General features: G+C 62.9%; 30 protein-coding genes. 3 read left to right on the forward strand and 27 right to left on the reverse strand.

Translation table 11 applies throughout. From position 1 onward, the window contains the following. Positions 1 to 2: 2 nt before the first annotated feature. The 11 genes from AC3FLX_RS14545 to AC3FLX_RS14595 form a co-directional block, all read right to left on the reverse strand. Entirely contained in the window at positions 3 to 479 is a 477-nt protein-coding gene (locus AC3FLX_RS14545; protein WP_488697605.1) for a hypothetical protein, read from the reverse strand. Beyond that, positions 479 to 781, reverse strand: a complete 303-nt coding sequence (locus AC3FLX_RS14550; protein ID WP_488697607.1) for a hypothetical protein — start codon at positions 779 to 781, stop codon at positions 479 to 481. The genes AC3FLX_RS14545 and AC3FLX_RS14550 overlap by 1 nt, the downstream gene beginning before the upstream one ends. 19 nt (positions 782 to 800) lie before the next feature. Further along, positions 801 to 1,004 carry a hypothetical protein gene (locus tag AC3FLX_RS14555; protein WP_488697609.1) on the reverse strand — a complete coding sequence of 68 codons (204 nt, stop codon included), beginning with the start codon at positions 1,002 to 1,004 and terminating at the stop codon, positions 801 to 803. After that, a complete protein-coding gene (locus AC3FLX_RS14560; RefSeq protein WP_488697611.1) occupies positions 997 to 1,236 on the reverse strand; it encodes a hypothetical protein in 240 nt (79 codons plus the stop codon). The genes AC3FLX_RS14555 and AC3FLX_RS14560 overlap by 8 nt, the downstream gene beginning before the upstream one ends. Next, on the reverse strand, positions 1,236 to 1,394 hold the full coding sequence (locus tag AC3FLX_RS14565; RefSeq protein ID WP_488697613.1) for a hypothetical protein: 159 nt from the start codon (positions 1,392 to 1,394) through the stop codon (positions 1,236 to 1,238). The genes AC3FLX_RS14560 and AC3FLX_RS14565 overlap by 1 nt, the downstream gene beginning before the upstream one ends. Beyond that, positions 1,391 to 1,636 carry a hypothetical protein gene (locus AC3FLX_RS14570; RefSeq protein WP_488697615.1) on the reverse strand — a complete coding sequence of 82 codons (246 nt, stop codon included), beginning with the start codon at positions 1,634 to 1,636 and terminating at the stop codon, positions 1,391 to 1,393. The genes AC3FLX_RS14565 and AC3FLX_RS14570 overlap by 4 nt, the downstream gene beginning before the upstream one ends. Positions 1,637 to 1,638: 2 nt before the next feature. Beyond that, positions 1,639 to 4,368 carry a toprim domain-containing protein gene (locus tag AC3FLX_RS14575; RefSeq protein WP_488697616.1) on the reverse strand — a complete coding sequence of 910 codons (2,730 nt, stop codon included), beginning with the start codon at positions 4,366 to 4,368 and terminating at the stop codon, positions 1,639 to 1,641. Positions 4,369 to 4,454: 86 nt separating this feature from the next. Beyond that, on the reverse strand, positions 4,455 to 4,703 hold the full coding sequence (locus AC3FLX_RS14580) for an Ogr/Delta-like zinc finger protein (protein WP_488697618.1): 249 nt from the start codon (positions 4,701 to 4,703) through the stop codon (positions 4,455 to 4,457). Then, entirely contained in the window at positions 4,700 to 4,894 is a 195-nt protein-coding gene (locus AC3FLX_RS14585) for a hypothetical protein (protein WP_455154850.1), read from the reverse strand. Before AC3FLX_RS14585 ends, AC3FLX_RS14580 begins: the two co-directional genes overlap by 4 nt. A 28-nt stretch (positions 4,895 to 4,922) precedes the next feature. Then, a complete protein-coding gene (locus tag AC3FLX_RS14590) occupies positions 4,923 to 5,114 on the reverse strand; it encodes a hypothetical protein (RefSeq protein WP_477136914.1) in 192 nt (63 codons plus the stop codon). Positions 5,115 to 5,149: 35 nt separating this feature from the next. Beyond that, positions 5,150 to 5,344: a hypothetical protein gene (locus tag AC3FLX_RS14595; RefSeq protein WP_477136913.1), complete on the reverse strand. Its 195-nt coding sequence runs from the start codon at positions 5,342 to 5,344 to the stop codon at positions 5,150 to 5,152. A 76-nt stretch (positions 5,345 to 5,420) separates the two neighbouring features. Between AC3FLX_RS14595 and AC3FLX_RS14600 the strand changes: the two genes are divergently transcribed. From AC3FLX_RS14600 to AC3FLX_RS14610, 3 genes are all read left to right on the forward strand, one after another. Then, positions 5,421 to 5,882, forward strand: a complete 462-nt coding sequence (locus AC3FLX_RS14600) for a helix-turn-helix domain-containing protein (RefSeq protein WP_488697620.1) — start codon at positions 5,421 to 5,423, stop codon at positions 5,880 to 5,882. Positions 5,883 to 6,029: 147 nt separating this feature from the next. Beyond that, entirely contained in the window at positions 6,030 to 6,572 is a 543-nt protein-coding gene (locus AC3FLX_RS14605; RefSeq protein WP_488697622.1) for a hypothetical protein, read from the forward strand. Between the two features lie 216 nt (positions 6,573 to 6,788). Beyond that, the gene (locus tag AC3FLX_RS14610; RefSeq protein ID WP_488697624.1) at positions 6,789 to 7,913 is read left to right on the forward strand and encodes an ATP-binding protein; all 1,125 of its coding nucleotides are present in this window, start codon (positions 6,789 to 6,791) and stop codon (positions 7,911 to 7,913) included. 110 nt (positions 7,914 to 8,023) lie between these two features. On the opposite strand, the gene AC3FLX_RS14615 is transcribed toward AC3FLX_RS14610, so the two are convergent. The 16 genes from AC3FLX_RS14615 to AC3FLX_RS14690 form a co-directional block, all read right to left on the reverse strand. Beyond that, entirely contained in the window at positions 8,024 to 8,773 is a 750-nt protein-coding gene (locus AC3FLX_RS14615) for a DNA-methyltransferase (RefSeq protein ID WP_488697626.1), read from the reverse strand. Next, positions 8,691 to 9,164: a Com family DNA-binding transcriptional regulator gene (locus AC3FLX_RS14620; protein WP_488697628.1), complete on the reverse strand. Its 474-nt coding sequence runs from the start codon at positions 9,162 to 9,164 to the stop codon at positions 8,691 to 8,693. Before AC3FLX_RS14620 ends, AC3FLX_RS14615 begins: the two co-directional genes overlap by 83 nt. A 67-nt stretch (positions 9,165 to 9,231) precedes the next feature. Next, positions 9,232 to 10,359, reverse strand: a complete 1,128-nt coding sequence (locus AC3FLX_RS14625; protein WP_488697630.1) for a phage late control D family protein — start codon at positions 10,357 to 10,359, stop codon at positions 9,232 to 9,234. 6 nt (positions 10,360 to 10,365) lie between these two features. Then, the gene (locus AC3FLX_RS14630; protein WP_488697632.1) at positions 10,366 to 10,809 is read right to left on the reverse strand and encodes a phage tail protein; all 444 of its coding nucleotides are present in this window, start codon (positions 10,807 to 10,809) and stop codon (positions 10,366 to 10,368) included. Between the two features lie 3 nt (positions 10,810 to 10,812). Then, on the reverse strand, positions 10,813 to 13,410 hold the full coding sequence (locus AC3FLX_RS14635) for a phage tail tape measure protein (protein WP_488697634.1): 2,598 nt from the start codon (positions 13,408 to 13,410) through the stop codon (positions 10,813 to 10,815). Next, the gene (locus tag AC3FLX_RS14640) at positions 13,407 to 13,481 is read right to left on the reverse strand and encodes a GpE family phage tail protein (RefSeq protein ID WP_092600750.1); all 75 of its coding nucleotides are present in this window, start codon (positions 13,479 to 13,481) and stop codon (positions 13,407 to 13,409) included. Before AC3FLX_RS14640 ends, AC3FLX_RS14635 begins: the two co-directional genes overlap by 4 nt. A 23-nt stretch (positions 13,482 to 13,504) precedes the next feature. Beyond that, positions 13,505 to 13,834: a phage tail assembly protein gene (locus tag AC3FLX_RS14645; RefSeq protein WP_488697636.1), complete on the reverse strand. Its 330-nt coding sequence runs from the start codon at positions 13,832 to 13,834 to the stop codon at positions 13,505 to 13,507. A 69-nt stretch (positions 13,835 to 13,903) separates the two neighbouring features. After that, the gene (locus AC3FLX_RS14650) at positions 13,904 to 14,413 is read right to left on the reverse strand and encodes a phage major tail tube protein (RefSeq protein WP_488697638.1); all 510 of its coding nucleotides are present in this window, start codon (positions 14,411 to 14,413) and stop codon (positions 13,904 to 13,906) included. Between the two features lie 35 nt (positions 14,414 to 14,448). Continuing rightward, positions 14,449 to 15,621, reverse strand: a complete 1,173-nt coding sequence (locus tag AC3FLX_RS14655) for a phage tail sheath protein (RefSeq protein ID WP_488697639.1) — start codon at positions 15,619 to 15,621, stop codon at positions 14,449 to 14,451. Between the two features lie 107 nt (positions 15,622 to 15,728). Beyond that, a complete protein-coding gene (locus AC3FLX_RS14660) occupies positions 15,729 to 16,190 on the reverse strand; it encodes a YiiX/YebB-like N1pC/P60 family cysteine hydrolase (protein ID WP_488697641.1) in 462 nt (153 codons plus the stop codon). Positions 16,191 to 16,192: 2 nt separating this feature from the next. Beyond that, entirely contained in the window at positions 16,193 to 16,945 is a 753-nt protein-coding gene (locus AC3FLX_RS14665) for a DUF4376 domain-containing protein (RefSeq protein ID WP_488697643.1), read from the reverse strand. Positions 16,946 to 16,955: 10 nt separating this feature from the next. Next, the gene (locus tag AC3FLX_RS14670; protein ID WP_488697645.1) at positions 16,956 to 18,557 is read right to left on the reverse strand and encodes a phage tail-collar fiber domain-containing protein; all 1,602 of its coding nucleotides are present in this window, start codon (positions 18,555 to 18,557) and stop codon (positions 16,956 to 16,958) included. Positions 18,558 to 18,560: 3 nt separating this feature from the next. Further along, positions 18,561 to 19,187 (reverse strand): phage tail protein I, encoded by a 627-nt coding sequence (locus AC3FLX_RS14675; protein ID WP_488697647.1) that lies wholly within the window; start codon positions 19,185 to 19,187, stop codon positions 18,561 to 18,563. Next, positions 19,168 to 20,082 carry a baseplate J/gp47 family protein gene (locus tag AC3FLX_RS14680; RefSeq protein ID WP_488697649.1) on the reverse strand — a complete coding sequence of 305 codons (915 nt, stop codon included), beginning with the start codon at positions 20,080 to 20,082 and terminating at the stop codon, positions 19,168 to 19,170. The genes AC3FLX_RS14675 and AC3FLX_RS14680 overlap by 20 nt, the downstream gene beginning before the upstream one ends. Continuing rightward, complete coding sequence (locus AC3FLX_RS14685) at positions 20,079 to 20,441, reverse strand: GPW/gp25 family protein (RefSeq protein WP_488697651.1); 363 nt, start codon at positions 20,439 to 20,441, stop codon at positions 20,079 to 20,081. The genes AC3FLX_RS14680 and AC3FLX_RS14685 overlap by 4 nt, the downstream gene beginning before the upstream one ends. After that, complete coding sequence (locus tag AC3FLX_RS14690) at positions 20,438 to 21,091, reverse strand: phage baseplate assembly protein V (protein WP_488697653.1); 654 nt, start codon at positions 21,089 to 21,091, stop codon at positions 20,438 to 20,440. Before AC3FLX_RS14690 ends, AC3FLX_RS14685 begins: the two co-directional genes overlap by 4 nt. Between the last annotated feature and the right edge of the window lie 118 nt (positions 21,092 to 21,209).

The raw sequence follows: 21,209 nt of genomic DNA on the forward strand, positions 1-21,209 counted from the left end.
TTTTACTCGATATAGGCAATATCGCCGGTTTGGACGGGGCCGTTGGCGGTGGCTGTGTCATGGACCTGCAGCGTGGCGACCAGCAACTGGCGGCGCGTGCAGGCTTTCTGCATTTCGTCGGTCAGGTTGAGGCCCTGGCCGATGACACGGAATTCGTCACCGGTCACGCCCATGCGGCCACGAGCGCGGAAACGCTTGCCTACGTCCGCGACAGCAATGACGGCGGCATCCATCGCATCGCGCAGCTCTCCGTTGTCAGCGAAGTAGAGGGTCGCAACGGCTTGGCCGACATTGATGCGGAACGCAAGGGTGTGCCAGGCAGATTCCGTGGCCGAGCCATCAAGAATCTTGCTCAGCTCACTGTGGGGAAGGAGCTGGAGGTCCGTCTCTGCCTTGCGGCTGAAGCGGAAGCAGGACGGCAGAGATTTCTCGCGCGGTTGATGCGCGCGGCGATTCTTGCGATGTTTGCTGGCGGGCATCACTTCACCTCCGTGGTGGCATCGACGGCAGGGGCGGGGGCTTCCGGCGCCACCTCGGCAGTGCTTTGCCGGCACCGCAGCGAATAGTGATCACGCCCCTGGTGGTTCCAGAGCGGCGCCCCGGCCCAGCGCAGCCAGCGGCGAATGATCTCGCGACCGATCTGTTCTGCGAGCGCGCCCGCCTTCTGATCGCCAAACGGTGCGGGATTCGCCTGCGCAACGTGCCAGAGCGAGGAAATGTGCTCGTCCGTGTAGTGCGGCAGCTTGTCGGTGTCGATCTTGAAAGTCACTTCGTGTTGCATGGTTAGCCTCTCGTTTGGCTCAGTCTTCGAAGTCGCCAGCGGCGCGGCGCTTCAGATCAACGGAAGGGGGATGCGACCGCGATTGGTCGCGAGCGGCCATCGCGCGAGCTGCAGCCGCAACAGCGGCGCGCAGCATGTCCGACATGGCGTCAAAAGGGGTGGCGATACGCAGCGCGCGGTGCGTGTTTCGCAACTGCGCATCGGTGACGATGGGCTTAGCCACGGCGTTTGCCCCGGCGAATGAAACCGTCCCACACGCCACGGCCGTAGCACAGCGTGAAGAACACGCTCACCGCAAACATGCCGGGTTCGCCGGTGACCGTCGTCAGGTACAGCCACGCGGGCTGGCCCGACAGACCGACCAGCGCGGCCCAGCGCGCGCGGTGCGGGCAGGCATTGAACAGGTAGACAGACACGACGGCGGTGGCGATCCAGAGGTTGAGCAGGGCGTACATCAAGCGACCCTCCCAACGGTATGGGCGCTGCAGAAGCGCGGCGATTCGGCCAGGCTATCCAGTGCGTCGAGCTGGGCATCGAGCCTCGTGCGTGCCAGCGCAGTGAATTCCGTGCGCACGCCATCGTGCGACACGATGCAGACAAGGAAGGGCATCATGACTCGCTCCCTTTCAATTCTTCCGGGCGGGGCAGGCACACCACCTCACCTTCTGCAAGGCTCTTGCTGCCTTCTTCGAGATAGAGGCAAAGCTCGTAGATGGTGCCGTCATCTGCTTTCACTACAAGCCGCTGCACGGCCCACGTGTGGGCAGGGCCATCGCCATGAGTGCTTAGGCGATAGCGCACGGGTCGCACCTCAACGGATATAGCCTTGTGGATCATGGTTTCGATACTGGACATGCTCATGCTCCTGTGTTGCCCGAGCGATCCTCGAAGACCCAGCACTTAACGGTGTCGGGGCGCTTCGGGGAAAGCCTTTGCTCGGCGTTGAATCGCGCGTTGATCGCGCTGTTGACGACCCGCAGATCGAGGAATTTGCGTGCGCGCGAGGTCTTGAGGACGCGCTTCAATTCGGTCAGCGGGGGAAGGTTCAGGCGGCGGTCATTCGCCACCTGTTCGAAATGGCGCAGGCTGATGGCGATGACGCCATCCGAGCGTGCGTGGTTGAGCACCGCGTGATCGTCGTCGGCGGACTCGATGTGGTCGTACAGCTCCCAGAATTCCTGCACGAGCGGGTGATCGGCGCCAATGGCCTGCTGGCGCTCCACAGCCATGCGTACGAGCTGCGCCTGCGCGGCGTCGCGGTAGGCGATGGGTAGCGGCATCACGGTGGGCAGGCAGTCGACCAGGGCCATGATCTGCGCGTGGTTTTTGACAAGGCGCTGGTGCTTGACATCCGGGTGAGCAGCCAGCTTTTCCTGGTAGAACGGCATGCGCTCAGCGAACAACCGCAGGATGTCCTTCTCTTTGAGAATCGCTGACAGTAGGAAGCCCGACACCTCTTCGACGGCCATCTGCTCCAGCGCCCGTGCAGCGGCGAAGGTGTCAGGGCTCTGGCCAGAGCGGTCGAAATACAGGTGAACGATCCGCTGCAGGACCGCTTCGCTTGCGTTGACTTCGGCGTTCTGGCTGATGACCACACTGCCTCGGAAGGGCGGCTCGTAGGTTTCGTTTCCCGAGGTCCTCTGGCCGCGCGCACGCGTACTGCGGCCGTTGTAGGCCGTCTTTAGCTCGTTCCAGTCGAAGCCCTTCACCTTGGCGCCGTCTTCGCCACGGTCGCCCTCGATCAGGACTACCGGCAGGTTCGACACCTGTGCGAAGTTCCGCGCACGGGCGGGGAGCGACGACTTGGACGGGTCAAAGCCTTCATAGTCACGTCGGCCGCACAGCTTCCACAGGAACTCGATCAGCGTGGATTTACCGGCGCCCGGCTCGCCGACCACTTCGAGGAAGGGATAGCTCTTCTGCTTGATTCCTTCGCCTTCGCGAATCTGCTCGGCGAACAGGCTGCCCAGCCAGAACGCGAGCGCAACGATGGCCTTGGCGCCAAACGCGCGCCACAGCAGCTCCAGCCAGTCATGGGTCAGGCTCTTCAGATCCGTGTTAATGGACAGGCCGGCCGATCCGCCAATGGTCTTGATCGACAGGCGGCCGACATCGAAGAAGTCTTCATCATTGAGCGAATAGAGCTTGCCGTCCTTGACCGCGACGTCGGCATAGACATAGCACCCGTGTTCCTTCGAGTAGCCCACGTAGTCGATGGTCTGCACGCTCTTGATGCGGTGCATCTGTTCCTTCAGATACGCATCGAGCTGGCCGTTGGAACCGGTGTAGAACGCACCCGGCGCGACGCCCAGCAGGCGCTTCTTGAATTCGCTGGCCGAGGCGATCTGCGAGCTGGTGAAAGTGTTCTTCGCCGGCTCGGAATCATGGGGAAACGCGACGCGGAAGTAGTACCAGGCTTCGTCGGTCGCAGCGTTCGCCTGGTAGTACAGAACGCTGGGCAGGCACGTGGCGATGTTGGTGATGGTGCCGGCCTTGAGCATGGCTTCATCGCGGATGTCGCCTTCATCCATGTCCGGATGCGCATGCCGCACCGCGTCCATTTCCTTCGTCAGCGCGTCCAGATCCACCTTGAACCAGTACAGCTTGCTGTCGAAGTCGAAAGCGAACTGGCTCATGCTGGTACGGCCATAGATCAGGCGTGCTTTCTCGGCAGGTGTCGGTGCCGCGATCAGGTCGCCGAGGTAGCGGAATTCGCCCAGGTCGTGGTCGGTCAGTTTGCCGAGCTGGTGCAGGTCGTTCCAGTCGCGCTTCTTCGCGCCCACCTGCTTCGGGACCGCCAGCGACGCTTCCCAGCCTTCCTCGCGGCTACGCTTGAGCCATTGCTTGCCGTAGCGAATGCCCGCCTTGTCGCCATCGAGCGCCCACACCAGCTTCGGCCGATCCTTGCCGTTGGCCGCGCATTGCTCTGCGAGGCCGCGCAGCGCGAGGCCCGGATAGTTGTTGCAGGACATGGCCGACACAGCGGCGATGCCGTGATGGAAGAGCGCGATGTTGTCGAAGATGCCTTCGACAATCCACAGCTCGGCGACATCGGTGAAGGTGCTGGATGGCGGTTGCCACCACATGCCGCCATAGCTACCGTGAAAGGTGGCCTTGCGGTCGCCGAAGCGGTGCGCCTGGTCGATGATGCGTTCCCAATAGACGCCGGGTGCGAGCTGGAAGCGCACGGTGGCGCTGCCGATCTTCAGCTCGTGGCTGTAGTAGCTCTCCTGCGTGTACCAGTCGCGCACCTTGGCGAGGTCGAAGCCGCGGGCGTCGCGCATGTACGCGTTCACCGACGCCTTCGGGTCTTCCGCTGTCGGCTGAAACCGGTCGGACCAGCTCTCGAACAGATCGGGGTACAGATCCTTGATGTGCAGCTCGGCACCGCAATGGTTCAGGCGGTTGCAGCGCACCACCCACGGCGCTTCGCCATAGGCCCACAGCGTCTTCTTGCCGCAGGACGGGCATACGCCGTTCTCCAGCTTCTCGCCGCCACGCTTCGACTTGAAGCTGTAGTCACGGAGCAAGCGGCTCGCAGCCTCGCGCAGGATGGCATCCGTGTTGTCGCTACGGGTTGGGTTCATGAATCTTCAGGCAAAAGGAATCCCGCACGCCCCGAAAACGGGGCGCGTCGGTTTGAATCAGCAGGGGTAAAGGGGAGAGACCTAGATCAGGTCTTCAGCAAGTCCAGCTGTCTGTCATCGACGGCGGCCGCGCGCTGGCGAGTGACAGGCAGGTATGCCTGGGGATTGGGTTTCATGCTCGGTGCAATCGTCGTCGTGACGGACGTGATGGCCTTGCAGGTGTACGCGCAGTCAACGTTGGGGCATTGCCAGTAGCTCTCCTTTGAGAGCAGCGACACCACGCGGCTGGTGCGGATCTTCATGCGCGATTCGCAATGTGGGCAGGTCAGTTTCACAGCGATTTCCCCGGAGGTACAACCAATTTAAAAGCACGGCGTTTGCCCGTCATGCGCTCTGCGGTGCGCCGGATCCGGGCCTTGGCCAGCCATTCGGCGGCCTGTTCTATCGTTGCCAGACCTTGCTGCTGGCGCACTTCTTCCAGCACTGCCTCTATTTGCTCGGTCAGTTGGATTTCGATGTCCGGCATCTTCTCGGCAGCTCAAAAGTGACTTTGTTCAGGCGCTACGCGTCTCTACATTCGAACCCAGCGCCAGAACCTCTTCGGCTTCACGGAAGATGATCTGGCGCAGCAGAGTGGCGGGCTGCTCGCCCTGGTAGTTGGCCAGGGCGGTGATCAGGTCGAATTCGTAGTCGTTGAAGCGCAGCACCATGCGGTTGTCGCGCACTCGTTTCGGATCGGGATACATGCTGTCCTCGATTGAAATGTGAATGGTGACGACGCTCAGGACGAGCGACTTTCGTAGACGGCAAGGCCCTCAAGCAGCACCAGACGGGCCAGGCTCGACACGGAACGGTTCTCCTTGACGGCGAGCCGCTCGAGCTTCTGCCGCTCTGCAGGGAGCAGGCGAACGCATACCGGCTTGTCGCTGAGCACGCCGCGAGGGGAACGGGTCCGGGGCGTTTTGGCTTGGGTCATGGCGGATATACTTGTGTGAGTTAGCGTTGCACAAATGAATTATCTGCACAAACGTGCAATCGGTCAAGGAATTTGCATGGATGTGGTTATCTTGGGGATAGCGGGCCGTCTCGAAGAAGAGCGGGAGCGGCTCGGCCTGAAAAAGGGCGAGATGGCGCAGGCAGGCAACGTGTCCGCCTCGGCCTATGGAAATTACCTGCGCGGGGAGCGCATTCCGGATCTTGCGGCACTGGCAGCTTGGGCAAGTGCTGGCGTCGATCCGCTCTACGTTGCCATCGGCAAGCGCATGCCTTCTTTGCTTTCGCCAGAAGAAGAACTGATTCTCGGTGGGTATCGCACCTTGGATGCGCGTGGACGTGCTGGCGTGCTGGCGCTAATCGGAGGCATGCAGCCAGCGGCCGAGACGAAGCACCGCACGGAGATGGTCTTCAAGGGGGCGGTGGGCAACGTCAACCAGGGCGACTATTACCAGAATGACGCGCTCACGCTCAAAGTGGGTGGCAAACCGAAGGGCAAGGCGAAAGCCAAGGCAGAGTGACGCGCACGTTGCTGCGCAATACCCCTCACGTGGCACTTACAGCCGTGTTCCCCTGCCGTTGAATACCGCTTCTATCGCAATAACCAGAAGGTGACGGTGGCGTAGAGGCACGCACAACCGATCCCGCGCGGCCGTCTCACAACGAGCATGGAAACGCGTTTTAAGTTCGACGGGGAAGTCGGTCAGGTCATTGGTGGCAGCGCCACCTTCACAGCGCCACAAACGTTTCACCAGGTCAACAACGTGACACTGAACACGCAAGCGGAGCAGCAGTTGTCGATGCGCGAGCGCGCCTGTTTTGCCCGGAGGGTGGAAGACGTGGCCGCAGCGGAAGGCATCAAGCCTGACGCGGTGTATCGCATCTTGCTGGAGGATTACGGCGGCACGGGCAGCGCAGGAATCAGGCGACGGCTGACCGGGCCGCGTCGATGGCTGGTGCCAGCCTGTGCAGCCTTGGCGACCGCCGTCATGGCGCTGGCCACTAGCGCGATATCGAGGGACGAGCCACCCCTGCATTGCCGATGGGAAGACAAGGACTTCTCGGTAGGCGCGGTCTCCAGCATGGGTACACGTGACGTGTATGAATGCGTGCATGAGCCTGATGCGCATGCGTACCCTTACTGGGTTCCTGCGCGTAATCTCGGCGGGCAAGGCGTCAGCCCCCACAAGGATAGCGCCGCGGTGAATTGAGATAGCTCTGACGAGCGGAGAACGCCCCTCGCCATTTGAAGCTGCATCAGCCTTCGGCAACATAACAGTCTCGCATGGAGCCAGCGCATCTCCTAAAATCAAGCACGAAGGGTGAGACGAGATCGGCGCTGCGGTACTGATCACCGCGCGACTCGGCCGGCGAGAGTGTCACACGCTAAAAAGTGCGGCTTTCGGCAATTTCTTGGGTGCGCAAGCATGCGGCTAGCTGACTTCATCTTGCGGGACATGGAGCGGATTCTGCGGGAATGGGAGTCGTTTGCTGCGACCCTGTTACCGGCTGCGAAAAACCTGAGTTCCTTCGCCCTGCGCAACCACGCGCCGCAGATCCTGCAGGCCATTGCCAAGGATCTATCGACTCCGCAAACAAGAGGTGAACAACGCGAGAAGTCTTTAGGGCGAGCCCCCAAACTCCCAGGTGAGTCGCAGACGGCAGCACAAACACATGCCCTCATGCGCGCGCGTCGCGGTTTCAACGTCAACCAGTTGGTTGCGGAGTATCGCGCCCTTCGCGCTAGCGTGCTGCGTTTGTGGATAGATGAGTTTCAGTTGGTCGACGCAGATCTGGACGACCTGATGCGGTTTAACGAAGCGATCGATCAGGCTGTAGCGGAATCAGTGGACTTTTTCGAAGCAGAGGTCGATGACTCTCGCAATCTGCTGCTCGGAATGCTGGGCCATGATATGCGCAGTCCCCTACAGACAATCCAAATGACTGCTTCTTATCTCGCGGCGCAGGACGTAGGGACGAATGTCTCAGAAGCGGCAGACCGGCTGATCCGAAGCAGTGCGAGCCTGAATTCCCTCCTAGATGATCTGTGCGATTTCAACCGGGCAAAACTTGGCTTGGGTATCGAGATCACGTGCGATGACGTCGATCTGGTTGAAGTAATCGGCAACACCGTGGACCAGCTGCGCGCAGCTAATCCAGATCACTCCATCGTGCTGGAAATGCAAGGCGACTTGGTGGGTGCTTGGGACGGCTTGCGCCTGCAACAGCTGATTTCCAATCTGGTAGTCAATGCAATCAGGTACGGCGCTCCGGGCCAGCCGATTCGTGTTGTAGGAACCGGCCATCAGGCGGAAATCCATCTCGGCGTCGTGAACAGCGGGCCGGCCATTGACCCGCTCACGCTGGAGCGGATCTTTGACCCGCTGAACAGGGGGCCAAATCAGGAAGAGGATGGAACGGGCGGCTTCGGGCTAGGGCTCTATATCGCAAGCGAAATCGCCAGAGCACATCACGGAGCAATCCACGCCCGTTCCGACGAGCGCGAGACCGCGTTTGAAGTGAGCCTACCGCGGACCTTGGGAACTGGTTGACCGAGGCCGGTAGCACCGGCCACAAAGTCATTCAACGAGCTCTGTTCGTTCGTCTAGGGGAACCGTTGGGGATGGCCCGAACCAGGACATCGGGTCCGATGACCAATAAATCAGGCTGCCAATGGCAATGCCGCTACTAGGCGGTCATTCGCGGCTTGGTGGTAGCTTGGCTCCAATTCGCAGCCGATCCACCGGTGGCCGGCCTCTTTCGCCGCCACAAGAAACGTGCCGGACCCCGCGAAGGGATCGCACACCACACTCCCCGGCGGCACCAAGCGCACCACCTCGCGTGCGAGTCCCATCGGCTTCTCCGTCATGTGGCGCTTCGGCCGTGGCAGCCGTTCGGAAAACACGCCGGGCAGATGCACCTTGTGATCGGTCGGCACCGCGCCCTTCGTCGCCCACACCATGAATTCCGCCTGTTGAGAGAACCCGCCCAGGCGAGGCCGCGCGCCGCCGGACATCTTGTCCCACACAGCAATGCTGCGCCAGATGAAGCCCGCCCCCTGGATGGCGTCGGTCAGGCTCGGCAGTTGGCGCCAGTCCACGAAGCAAACGAGCTGCCCGCTGTCTTTGGTCGCCCGGAACGCTTCGCCTAGCCAGCTCATGCACCAGAAGGTCCACGAGCGTTGGTCCTTGTTGTCGTGATGGAACTCGGGATAGACGGTCTTCACGTCGCCGCCGATGTATTTCGCGCCGGGCGCCTGCGCGCGCGTGCTGGCGTGCAGACCGCCTGACGAGTAGGGCGGATCGGTGAAGAAGAGATCGACGGACTTGTCAGGCAGGCCGCGCAGCATGTCCAGAGCGTTGCTGCGATAGAGACAGTCGAGTTGGGTCGGCGCGTTGGCGGTCGGGTTCATGGATGGCATCTCCAGTACACGAAGCTCGCGGGCTTTCTGGTGCGGGGCGCTCGGCCCTCAGTTGATTCATCGTGCCGCATCGTGGGCACTTGATGGCCAGGCGAACGTACTCGCCCATGCCAAGCTTACGGTTGCAGCTGCCGCAGCGAATTTCCTGCATTTTCTTGCTCTTCCAGCGATGTGCTAGGATGCCGGCGCCTCGCGAGGTGGCGCGGCCCTGGCCGAACTGGCAGGCTGCGTCTGCTGGAATGGGGCGGGGCCGGTGCTCCAACACCGACCACGCCGCCGCGTCTTTTTTCCCGGTGCCGGCAACTAGCCGGCGCGCCCCTTGCGAGGCCCCCATTTCTTCCGATGCGCACTGCGCGCGTCTCACGTCATGGAGCCAGTCCATGATGCCGTGCGCGCGCGAGAAACACACACCTTGCGTGTTGTCTAAGCGGCACCCACAACAGCAGCGATCAGTCGGTAAGCTCCACAGGCTTGATTTCCAGCTCCAGCGTCGTCGTGTAGCCGTGATCGGACAGGTTGTGCGTGACGCGGGTGATGATCCAGCGGGTACTATCAATCTGTGGCTTCCAGCCACGCACCACGGCGGGCAGTTCAGGGAACAAATCCGGCCGCCCGCGTGCAAGCGTCATGCGAAACGATGCAACGCCGCGCTGGATGCGCTGCCATTCGGCGCGCGCCGCACGCTCTGCGTTGGTCTTCGACGCATAGGTGTGACGCAGCACCTTCACGTTGTCCGGGTTCGGGTTCGCCATGACATCTGCCACGGTCTTCTTCTGCCCCTTCTTGCGCTTCTTGGCCGGCGCCGGCTTGGTGACCACCTTCACTGCGTTGGACGCATCGATCACCACTTCGCCCTTCACCGCGCGCCGCGAGTCCTGGTAGTACGCCTTGACCCCGTTGTAGTTCTCGCGATCCGCGATCAGGACGCTGTGGGTGTCGCCGCTTGCGCGCGTGATCTCCACCGTGGGCAGCTTGATCCCCGTGGCGCTCTTGGCATCTCCCGTCTTGATGAACAGCAGCTTGCCGGCCTTCACTGTGGCGATGGCGTCGTGGTCCTTGGCCAAGCGCGTCAGGAAGTTGGCATCCGATTCGCCCGTCTGGTCGATGTGATCGATGACGAGCCCGAGCAGGGTGGGGGCAACTACGGCAGCCAGCGCGTTCTTCGACGCGATGCCACCGACGATGGCCCCAATGGTCTGGCCACGAAACGACCGTTCCTTGCGGCTGGTCATGCCGCTGGCCAGATCGACACTGCGCGCACGGATCGTGAGCCGGTCAGGCGGCCCGGAATGCTCCAGCTCGTCCACCTTGTATTGGCCTTTGTCGACCACACCCGTGTCCTGCCAGCCGATCCCGAGCGACAGCGTGGTGCCCTTGTCAGGCAGGGCCAGCATCCCATCGGCATCGTCCAGCTCAATATCGAGCTGATCGGCCTCGAAGCCCCGGTTGTCAGTGAGGGTCAGGGAAATGAGGCGGCCCGCAAAGCGGTTGGTGATGTCCTTGGCGCCTTGCCGCAGGCGATACACCGGCACCGCAGCCTTGCTGATGATGGATTCGACGACTGTGGACAGTTCCATAGGGGATCAGGTGAGGCTGGAAAGGACACTCGATGCGGCGTTCATGACCGCCTCGCCGATGATCTGCTCGAGCTGGCTGTCCACCCTTGTCAGCTTCAGGGAGAACTCGATCCGGCGCGCCTTGCCGTCCTTGAAGAAAAGGCTACGCGTCACCGCCAGCGAGTCGATTTCGAACATGCCGTAGTAGTGCCCCGAACCCTCGATCAGCACATATGACAGGCCAAGGTCGCCCATCACGCGCAGCACCTCGATGGTGTTGTCGCCGCCGCTGATCTCGGGCAGCAGCACGCCCGACAGCGTGATGGTCTCGTCGTCGGGGCCGGTGAACTGGCGCGAGGGACGGCGGCCCACCCGGTTGTTCGACGGGTGGCGCCAGCCGATCTGCTGCTGGAATTCCTGATAGGGCGCCGTCTCCAGTGCGAAGACGAAGAGCCCGAGGGCCATCATCATGGGTCAATCCTTGTCGGTAAGGCGTGAGCGGGAACGAGCGCCCTTCTGCGCATCCAGACGCTCGATCTGCGCGGCAACCATGCGGGCGATCAGTTGCTCGTCTGCGCCGGCGGGCGGGTAAATGTTGATGACAGTCGGCGTTGGGGCGGCAGGCATCGCGACACCGCCAGCACGGGATGCGGCGGAAATGGGCGGGCGGCTGTCGATGCTGACGGCAGCGGCAGATCCGGTGCCGATGGCAATGCCGGCGCCGATACCGGCCATTGACGTGGCCACCTTCGAGACCACGTCAAGCGGACCATGCTGGTTCTGCACGAGGCCCTGTTCCAGCCCGCTCATGGTGTAGCCGCCTAGATCTGCGAAGACGCGGCTCGGCGAGTGGATGCCCAGCTTCTCGTTGAACCAGCCCACCACACTGTCTCCCACCGACACGATGGCCTCGCGCACGGCACCCACGCGGCTCGTGATGCCGTTCACCAGCCCCTGCAACAGGTTGGCCCCGAACTCGCTGAATTTCTCGGGCAGGTCGAAGCCGAACCAGCGCAGCACCGGGGCGACCACGTTGTAGAGCGCACCCATCAGCGACCAGTTGGCGATCAGCGAAAGGATGCCGCCCAGCCCACCCTGAAACGCCGTCGTCACCTGCGCCCACAGGCCAGTGAAGAAGTTGCGTATCGGATCCCAATACTTGATGAGCAAGAACGCGGCGACGCCGATAGCCGTCACGGCCAGGCCGATGGGGTTCAGCAGGAAGACGCGTCCCACGAAGCTGAACACGGTCATCAGAAAATTGAAGGCGCCGGCGAGCCGCGCGACGATGCCAACGCCACCGCCAAGCTGTATGCCGAGCATGGCCATGCCGTAGCGGGCGATCACCATCGGGCCGAACGCGGCGGCCAGCGTCAGCGTCAGGCCGCCCAGCACCGTCAGCAACACACCGACTGCCGCAGCACCCTTGATGAGCCAGCCCACGAGCTGCGGATGCGCCTGCGCGAACGCATTGAAGCGATCCACCAGGCGGCCCACCGTGTCCATCAGGTTCACCAGCGTCGAGCGCAGAACTTCGCCGCCAGCGCTGCTGGTGTTGAAGATCTGGTTCTGCAGGCGCTGCCAGCGCGCAGAGATAGTCTCCTGACGTGCGGCGAACTCGCGAGACATCGAGCCCTCGGCCTTTGAGCCGTTGGCCAGCTCCAACTGCCGCTTGAATTCGTCTGGCTTGTCGACCAGCTTGGCCAGGGTGTCCGAGTGCTCCAGACCCACCAGTTCCACCATGACACCGATGCGCTTGTCGGCGGGCAGCTTTCGCACAGCATCGATCACCTTGAACAGCGTGCCCGTGGCATTCGTCGCCATGCCCTTCTGAATCTCAGACGTGGACAGCCCAATTTCCGACACCGCGGCGTGGAACTTCTTCGTGCCCTTCTCGGCGGCAGCGAACTTCTGGACGATGGCGTTGATGGCGGTGCCGGCCGTCTCCGTGCGCTCGCCCAGCGTCAGCAGGGTGGAGGCCAGGGCAGCGGCATCCTTTGCCGGCATGGCCACGCCCGACACAACGCCAGAAATGCGATTCAGAACGTTGATGATGTCATTGCCCTTGCTGATCGCGTTGTCGTCCAGATAGTTGATCGTGTCGGCCAGCCCCATGATGGCGTTGGTCGGGATCCGGAAGTTCTTCGCGACCTTGCCCATGCTCTCGGCGATCTCGTCCGGCACCGCGTCAAAGGCGGTGGCCATCATCGCCACCGTGCGGGTGTACTCGATCAGCTCGTTACGGGGCACCTCCATGCGCGCACCGGCCGTCACCATCTCGGCGATCTGTGCCGTGGGGATAGGCAGCTCCTTGCCAAGCTGGCGGATCTGCCGTGCCATGTCGTAATAGATGTCGGTCAGCTTGCCGCTGGGGTCGCGTGCGCCCTCCACCTGCCGGGCGATGCCGAGCATGGCGTCCTCGAAAGTGACGTAATCCTTGACAGCCTTGGCGATGGGCGTCAGCACAATGCCGCCGGCTGCCGCAGTCGAAGCGCCGGCATTGAGCATGGCGTTTCTGGCGGCCATGCCCTTCTGGTATTGGGATTGTGCGGCGGCAAGCGCCCGGTGGCGCTCTCCCACCGCCCTGAGCTGCTCCTGCTGCTGCGCCAGCGCCTGCGAGGTGGTGTCGATGCGGCTGCGCAGGTCGCGCTGCGCCTGGCCGAGGTTCGTCGTGCTGATGCCGGCCGCGTCGAGTCGACCACGCACGGCCGCCAGATTTTGCTGCAGTTCGCCACCGCGTTGCTTAAGCGCCTGTGCCTCCCGCACGGCCGCCTGGAAGGCCCGCGACATAGCAGCTGTGGGCTTGTCGGCCGCCGCGATCTCCTGCGCCAGTGCCTTCACGCGCGCTTGTGTGGCGCCCAACTGGTTCTCAGTGATCGCGGCGTCTTTGGACAGCTTGCGGAAGCTGTCGATGTTGGCCTGTGCCCGGTTCAATTCCTTAAGCTGGTCGCGGGTGGCCTTCACGGCTTTGGCCAGGTCAGAGCTGCTGCCCATGATGGCGCGAAACGGGCGCGTCATGCGGTCGACGGCCTGCAGCACGACTTCCAGTCTGAGGTTACGGGGTGTGCTCATTCGTCAGATCCGCTACGTTCGTAGGCGCGCTCGCGCCACTCCATGAGCTCTGCGACCCCCATCGCGTACATCACCTCCGGGGGCCAGTGGAAAATTACTGCAACGTCTGCGATGGCGTGCTCGATTCGGTCTGGAAGCTTTCCTCCTTGGCCGACTTCGGCAGCAAAAAACCGGTCACCGCCGTTCCCAGCTGGGTCAGGTCCGCCGGATCCAGCTTGCTCACGTCGTGCTGGGTGAGCGTGGGGGTGGTGATGCGCGGCAGCACGGTGTGCAGGGCGGTCACGTCCATACGCATCAGGTCAACCAGGCTGCAGCCGCGCAGCTCGCCCGAGCCGGGCTTGCGCACAGTGATGGCCGTAATGGTCTGCTCGCCGCGCTTGATCGGGTGATCGAGGGTTATATCGGTGGAGGTCGGTTGGGTCATGGCGTTGGAATCGAAGAAGAGAAATATGCGGGAACGGGCCGGCCCGAAGGCCGGCCCACGTGTGGCCCGTTACAGGCCCATTGCGCGGCGCTGGCCGGCCAGTCGATCGACACCGAAGATCACTTCGATGAAGTTCACGTGGTCGATTTCGCACCACACTTCGCCGTTGACGGTCAGCTTGTAGTAGCTGACGGAGGACTTGACCTTGAACTGGCTGTTGTCGCCGGCCTTGGCGTTGCCCATATCCAGTTCCGTGTGACGGCCGCGGATGACGATTTCGACGGAATCAGTGTCGCTTTCGTCGTCACGCTGGAATGCGCCAGCGAAGCGCAGCAGTACGCCTGAGACAGACGTGATCCCCCATTCCTTGAAGATCGCGCGCATGAGGCCGCCGTAGGTGGCCTCCAGCTCCATCTTCTCGGCACCCAGATCGATATCGACCGGGCCGTTCATGCCACCAGCCCGGTACTCTTCCAGCTTGCGGGTCAGCTTGGGGGTGGTGATTTCTTCGCACTCACCCACAAAGCTCTCGCCGTTGTGGAAGACGTTGAAGTTCTTGAGTTTGCGTGGCATTGCCATGACTGTTCCCTTTCAGGTGGTGGCAGCTCGCACGCTTACGCGTTGACGGCTTCCGCGAATTGCATGAGATATCGGTCGGTGATGCGCTGGCGCAGCGTCAGGTTTTCCAGCGGCGGTACCGGCGTGTAGTCGTAGTCGATGCCGAGCTGGCCGTCCTTCAGAGAATTCTTGGGGTTGAACTCCGGGTCGTACCAGGCCGAACCGCCGAGCAGGTAGCCGTTGCGCGTCAGCGAGCGCATCTTGCCGTTGATGCCTTCCACGAGGTCGCGTACGAGCGACGGCGTCATCGGCAGATCCATCGCCCATGCATGCGCCTCGGCCATCGTGTCCGCCAGCACCTGCGCCGTGCGGGTGTAGTTCTCGAACTGGAAGAGCGGATCCGAGCTGCAGGTACGCGAACCCCAGAAGCGGAAGCCCTGAAAATTGATCAGGGTGGTGACGTCGTTCTGGTTCAGATAGCCCGCATCGGTGGCCGGATCCTGCAGATCCCAGAACACGTCCTTGGACAGGCCCGTCACGCCGTTGATGGCCACATTCGACAGCGTCTTGTGCCAGCCCACTTCGTTGTCGAGCTTGGCACGCAGGCCCAGCGCACGCGCCGTGGCAAAGAGCGTAGTCTCGGCGTTGGACACCGTGTCCCAGCCGATGAAGTCTGGCCAGATGGTCATCAGCTCGCGCTGGCCGAAGTTGTCGCGGTAGGCGACGGCTTCTTCCTTCGTTGCGCAGCCGAACGCCGACACATAGGCGAACGCGCGCAGCTTCTGGGCGATGCTAGCCAGCTCCGTGGCCACCGGCAGGCTGTCCATGCCAGGGATGCCGAGAATACGCGGCGTGACGCCCAGGCTGTTCTTGGCCGACAGCAGCGCCTTCATGCCGGTGAAACGGCCGTTGGCGTCGGTGCCGCCGATCAGGTTGCTGGTGGTCTCCGCATCGGTCGCGCCCTTGGCCACGCGCACGACCACGGTCAGCGGGTTGGCCTGGTCGGTGATGGCGTCGAGCGTCTTGGCCAGGGTGCCCGTGTCGCCGGCTTTGCCGAGCGACGACATGGGGCTGGTCAGCAGCACCGGCTTGTTGAGGGGAAAGACCGTCGCGTCCGCGTCTTCAGCGATACAGACGATGCCGGGCACGGCGGTCGCGATGGTACGAATGGGGCGGGTGCCTTCGTTGATTTCAACGACACGTACGCCGTGGTGGTAGTCAGATGGCATGCAGTCCTCCGGGAGTGATCCTGACGATGGTGGGATCGTCCCGGTAGGATGCTGCGCACGCGCGAGGCTGTCTCTCGAATGATGTTGTACGCCAGCGGCGCACAACATCAGGCGTGCAAAGGCAGGGGAAACGACGCTGCAGGGGGCAGCATCCAGAGGTGCTGCGGGTACACGCGGCGGCGGAATTCCGGGCGCACGAGTGGCTGGCCAGCGGCATCGAATGCCCACGCCACCAGCTCGGAGCAGAACCACGCGTCGTCGGCCTGCCAGTCCCGGCGCAACGCGAGGCCGGCCAGTGCCGAATAGTCGTAGGGCTTGCCGATCTGGGACGCCGCGGCATCGATAACGGCCTGTGGATCGCGTGCTGACAGGTCCGCTATCGCAAAGTCGGCACTCCGCGAGAGCGCATCGGCCAAGGACGCTCGGCGCACGCCATGCAACGCCACAGCTTCGATCACGCTATCACCGTCCACCACGGCCACGTGAGACCATCGCGACCAGGTGAAGGCACGTATGGCGACCGACAAGGGCAGCCGTGTGGTGGAGAACAGAACGCGCACGCTCGACATAATCAGGCCTCGAACGTGGCGGGCCAGCCTGCGGCTGTGTCGTAAGATGCCGCGTCGTTTGACTGATAGACCTCCTGGCGCTTCTGCTCAGCGATAACGAACAGGCGAGCGTCCATTTCCTTCGTCGCCGTGACGACGTCGAACGCCGCTTGCACGGTCACGGCGACAAAATCGCCCGACATGGTTTTCCATTGCAAGGCTTGGCCAAGCATGACGACAGGATCGGTGCTGGGCCTGCCAGCGGCGACTATGTCGCGCGCTGTGTCTTTGATGCCGAGCCATTGAATGCGGCTGTCTGCATCGGAATGGAACCAGTGTGCTCCCACCAGCACGCCCCCGGCTTTTCGGCGGTCGCGCTCGGCTTTGATGTCGGTCCACTTCGCCGCCTTCAGTTGATCCACCAGTTCTGCTTTCTTTACTGCGTCCACAGTCCATGCACCGTTCTTCCACACGTGGGCGTCACTTGGACGCGGCACTTCGGTCGCCGCGAAGTCAGCCGGGGTTACGCCAATATCGGTAATCTCCAGCGGTGACGCATTGACTGTCGAGAACAAGTCGACGCCGCGCCAGTCGGCTTTGATGAACCAGCCCCCGCCGATGAAGGCAGCGACCTCGCGAGCGTTTGGCGTGGGCGGCGCAACGTCCGTGGCGTAGGCGGGAATGAGCCACACCCCTTCCTCAAGTGGCGACGGATCGGCCTTGCCCGGGTACAGAAATTCGCCGGTGGCGGGGTGGTAGTGGTAAATGATCGTCACGAGATGCCCCTTAGATTTTGATGCACGCAAGCAGCGCAACGTTGCGCGGCCTCGCTTCGCCCCCGCCGGAAACATCGGTTGACGGGTATTGGTTGTTCATGAAGATGTCGGTGCCGCCTGCGCTTGCCTTGAACCGGCCAGGGGCGTCGCCCCATAGGCCACTCGATCCTGGCGTCGAAACGTTGTGATAGTGCGCAAGGTTTGCCGAGGTCTGCCCCGAGGCGAATACGCGGCCAACGTCGATGCCTCGACCGTCATCCCATCCACGCAAGAATTCGCCGCGCAAATCTGGCAGCGCGAACGTAGCCAATCCATCCCCCGCGCCAAAGGTGGTGCCGATAGCGGCGAACAATGCCGCGTAGGTGGTGCGCGATACCAGCGCGCCGTTCGCTTTCATATAGCCGGCGGGCGCACTGTTTCGCGCGAAGAATGCAATGGCCCCAGCGCCGATTGCCTGTTGAACAAAGTCGGTGCTCGCAGCTTGCGTCGAGCTGGTTCCGGCGGCCGCCGTTGGCACGGTAGGCGTGCCTGTGAAAGCGGGCGACGCTGTCGGGGCCTTGAGTGCCAAGGCGTTTGTCACCGTCGTCGCAAAGTTCGCATCGTTGCCAAGCGCGGCGGCCAGTTCGTTGAGTGTGTCGAGTGCGGCCGGCGACGAGTTGACGAGCGCCGCGACTGCAGCGGCAATGGCGGTGGCGACAAACGCCGTGCTCGCGGCCTGGCGCGTAGCGGTGCCAGGTGCGGCGGTGTCCACCTTCGGCGTGCCGGTGAAATCGGGAGAGGCGAGTGGGGCGAAATACCCATCGCCCACACGCTTGAATGCGAGCGAAGTCGTGCCGATGACAAGAACGCCATCGGTTGTCAGTTGCCATACGGAATCGCCATTGACGGCGCCTTGCTCGATCGGAATGAGCATGCCAGGCGTCATGTCCAGGCCGCTATCCGCATCTGTTGCACGCGTCCATGCGCCGGCGGCGGCAACATAGATGCCGTTGTCTTTCCCGGCGGCCTGGTCCTTCACGAGCACGCGTGCGCCAGCAGTGAGAACGACGCTGTCAATGGCCTGCAAGCCAGATATGGCGGCAAGAGGGGTGGTTGTAGCGACAAAGACGGATTGCTTGGCGTCGCGCTTGTCCAGCTCCGCGGCGATTTGCGTGTCGACATAGCCGCGTGTGGCGAGCACGATGGCCGGATCCACCTTCAGCTCGACGCTTGCGCCACTGGTGTTCAGACAGACCAGGCGGATGACTTGCGTACGCGCCGACCCTTCGGCCAGCACCGGCTTGTAGGTCTCTGGGATGTTGGCGTAGTAGCACAGCGTGCCGTCTTCGGAATGGATGCCGGCCTCGCGAATCCACCAGCCACCCTCGGTCTCAGGGATGACCTGCTCGGCAATGAACTGGCTGGCGTTGGATGGATCCTGCGTAAGCGAGTTGATTGCGGCGCGCCGGCGTTCGTTGATGAGCGTACTTCGGTCGCGGTTCGGGATAGGCAAGGCGCCATTGCCATCGCCAACGGACATCGCTGTGAACTTGAGGGGGACGCCGAGCGCCTGGGCGTTCGCCAGCTTTGCTTCGCCGGCAGCGGTAGGGATGAGGAAATAGGTTTGCGGCATGGCTTAGAGGGGGTTGACGGTGATCGTGTCGACCACGTGAGCGGCGCCGGCATAGAACCACACGCCAGCGACCTCGACGGGCTCCGGGGAATAGGGGTAGACGGTGATGACGTCGCCGAGTAGCGGGGCACCGGTGTAGCGCACGGCGCCGCGCGTCTCGACGCTGATAGCGAGCCCGGTCAGGTGTCGGGAAAGCGGCTTGGCGTCGTCAATCAGGCGCTCCAGCTCCGCATACATTTCTTCGGTGATGCCGGTATCCATCACGCCGACATCCAGATGGAAGGTGCCGCGCGGGCCTTCGGGCTGCATGTCGTACCAGGGCACCACGCGGATCAGGTAGCCCAGCGGCTCAATGGCACGCCGGATCGCCCCGACCGTGCCCTTGCGCTGGTGCACGAAGAACGATGCGTCGATCACCGCGCGCTTCGTGCCTTCGGGCCAGCTCGGATCCCACCGGTCCACTGATCTTTCCCACGCGAGGAAGGGCAGGACGTTGGCGGGGCACTTCCCCGCGTCACCCAAGTCCCGAATGGGCACCGGGATCCGCTCGATAGCTGCGCCTGCCGTAGCAATGTTCCGCTCCACCTGCGTGGCGTTCGGAGGAAGGAGCCTAGTCACGTGCGCCCCCATCCACGACGTTCACACCAGCGCAGTAGGCGGCCTGCGTCTCGTCCAGCACCACGTCTTCTGCAGGCACCCGGATCTCGACGCGGGAGACGCCTTCGGCGAACAGCGCGCTGTTGATGGCAGAGCGGTCGATGTCGCGACCGAGCCGTCGGCTCTCCTGGCGATAGCTGTCGAGGCGCTTGGCAGCTTCGGACAACACCAACTCACGTTCGGGACCGTTGCTCTTCGTGAAGACCGTGGCATCAACCGCGTAGTGCGTGATCTGGGCTGACTGGATGGTCAAGCGGTCTGCGAGCGGCCTCACGTCTTCGTCGGAAAGCGCCACGGCGACGTTATCCAACACGTCCTGGCCAACGCTACCATCGCCATCGATGCCAAGCACCGTAATGACGACTTCGCACGGTGCCGGGCTGATAGCACTGACATCGGCAATACGGCCGTCCGCGCTGCGCGCATGGAACTTGTAACCTTCACGCGGCCCGGCAGTGGACAGGCCCTCGAAGGCCAGCTGTGTGCGTTCGGTCAGCGAGTCATCCTCTTCCATCACCGCCGCCGTGGGCGGCTCGGTGGTGTCGTCTTCGGGCGTCACCACCAGGCGCTCCACGTTGTAGTTCGCGGCAACGTGTTCGAGGTCATTGCCCTTGGCATAGGCCAGCATGCGGGCACGCGAGGCGTCATTGACGCGCTGGCGCAGGATTGTCTCGCGGTATGCGTTCTCCTGAATCAGCTTCACCGCCGGCTCGGATTCGAGCTGGAGCGTCTTTGCCACGTCCGCCTGTTGGTCGGCGGGATGGAGGCTGATGTAGTACGCCTTGCGTTCGGCAACGATGGCCTCGTAGTCGATGTTCTCGACTACGTCCGGCACCGGCAGGCGCTTGAGGTCAATCGGCGTCGTCATGGCTTGGCCTCGCGCAGGGGAATGGAAAGCGTGCCGAGTGGCGTGCTACGGGCGCCGTCAACGCGATCCGCATCCAGATCCACCGTCATGGCGCCTTCGCCGTCGATCACGAACGATGCGGCGTTCACCTGTACCCGCGGCTCCCATTTCACGACGGCGGCAACCGACGCCGACATGACGCGCAGCCGCGTGACGTCGTTCAGGGGCTGGTCGATAAGCATCGGCACTTGGGAGCCGTAGGAGCGTCGCATGGTGCGCGAACCCTCCGGCGTGGTGAGAATGTCCCGGATTGATTGCCAGATGTGCGCCAGATCGGTGATGGCGCGGCCGGTTGCGCTGTTGAGGCCGAGATAGGTCATCGCGTGCCCTCCGTCCAGTCACCACCGCGCTGCACCTGGCCATGATCGTGATCGTCGAGGACCACGCCGTTAGAGGACAGCTTGCCGTCTTGGTGGTTGAAATCGCCGGTGATGACGTTGCCATTGGCGCCGCCTTGGCCAGCGATGCCGTTCTGGTAGGAGAGCAGGCCCTTTACGGTCACGTCGCCGTCAAACGTCGTATCCGGGCACTTCACCAGGACACTGGTCGCGGCCTCAACGATCACCTTCTGAATGCCGGCCAGCGACAGCGTGCCGGCGGCATGGTTGTAGGTCGTGGTCGCGCCATCGGGATATAGCGTGACTGTCTCGTCCGCGCTATGGCTCGGCGTGTCGTTATCGTCGGAGGGGATGCCGCAAAGGACGATGCCGTTGCGCGGTTCGCCGCTGGGGCAGAAGAGCAGCACCTGCTCGCCGATGGTTGGCGGACTCCATGTGCGCGTGCCGCCGGCACGGCGTTCCGCCCACGGCAACCAGTCCGTATCTAGGCCGCCCGATTTAACGCGAACGCGAGGGGGCTTGCCATGCTGGATCTCGGCAACAGTGCCGGTGCGCAGCAGGTTCTCGATCAGGCGGAGGATTTCAGCGGAGTCCATACCCACCAGCGTGCCTTGCGCGCGCGTGGCGGTCACTCGATTGGTGTTGTGTTCGGCAGCGGCACAACACCATAGGGCAGCGGAATTTTGCTTGAACGAGGTCTTAGATCTTAAGCGCCTCTAATCGAGATAAGTGTTGCTTCGGGCCAAGGTT

It is taken from the genome of Cupriavidus sp. 291-E7, assembly GCF_057798835.1.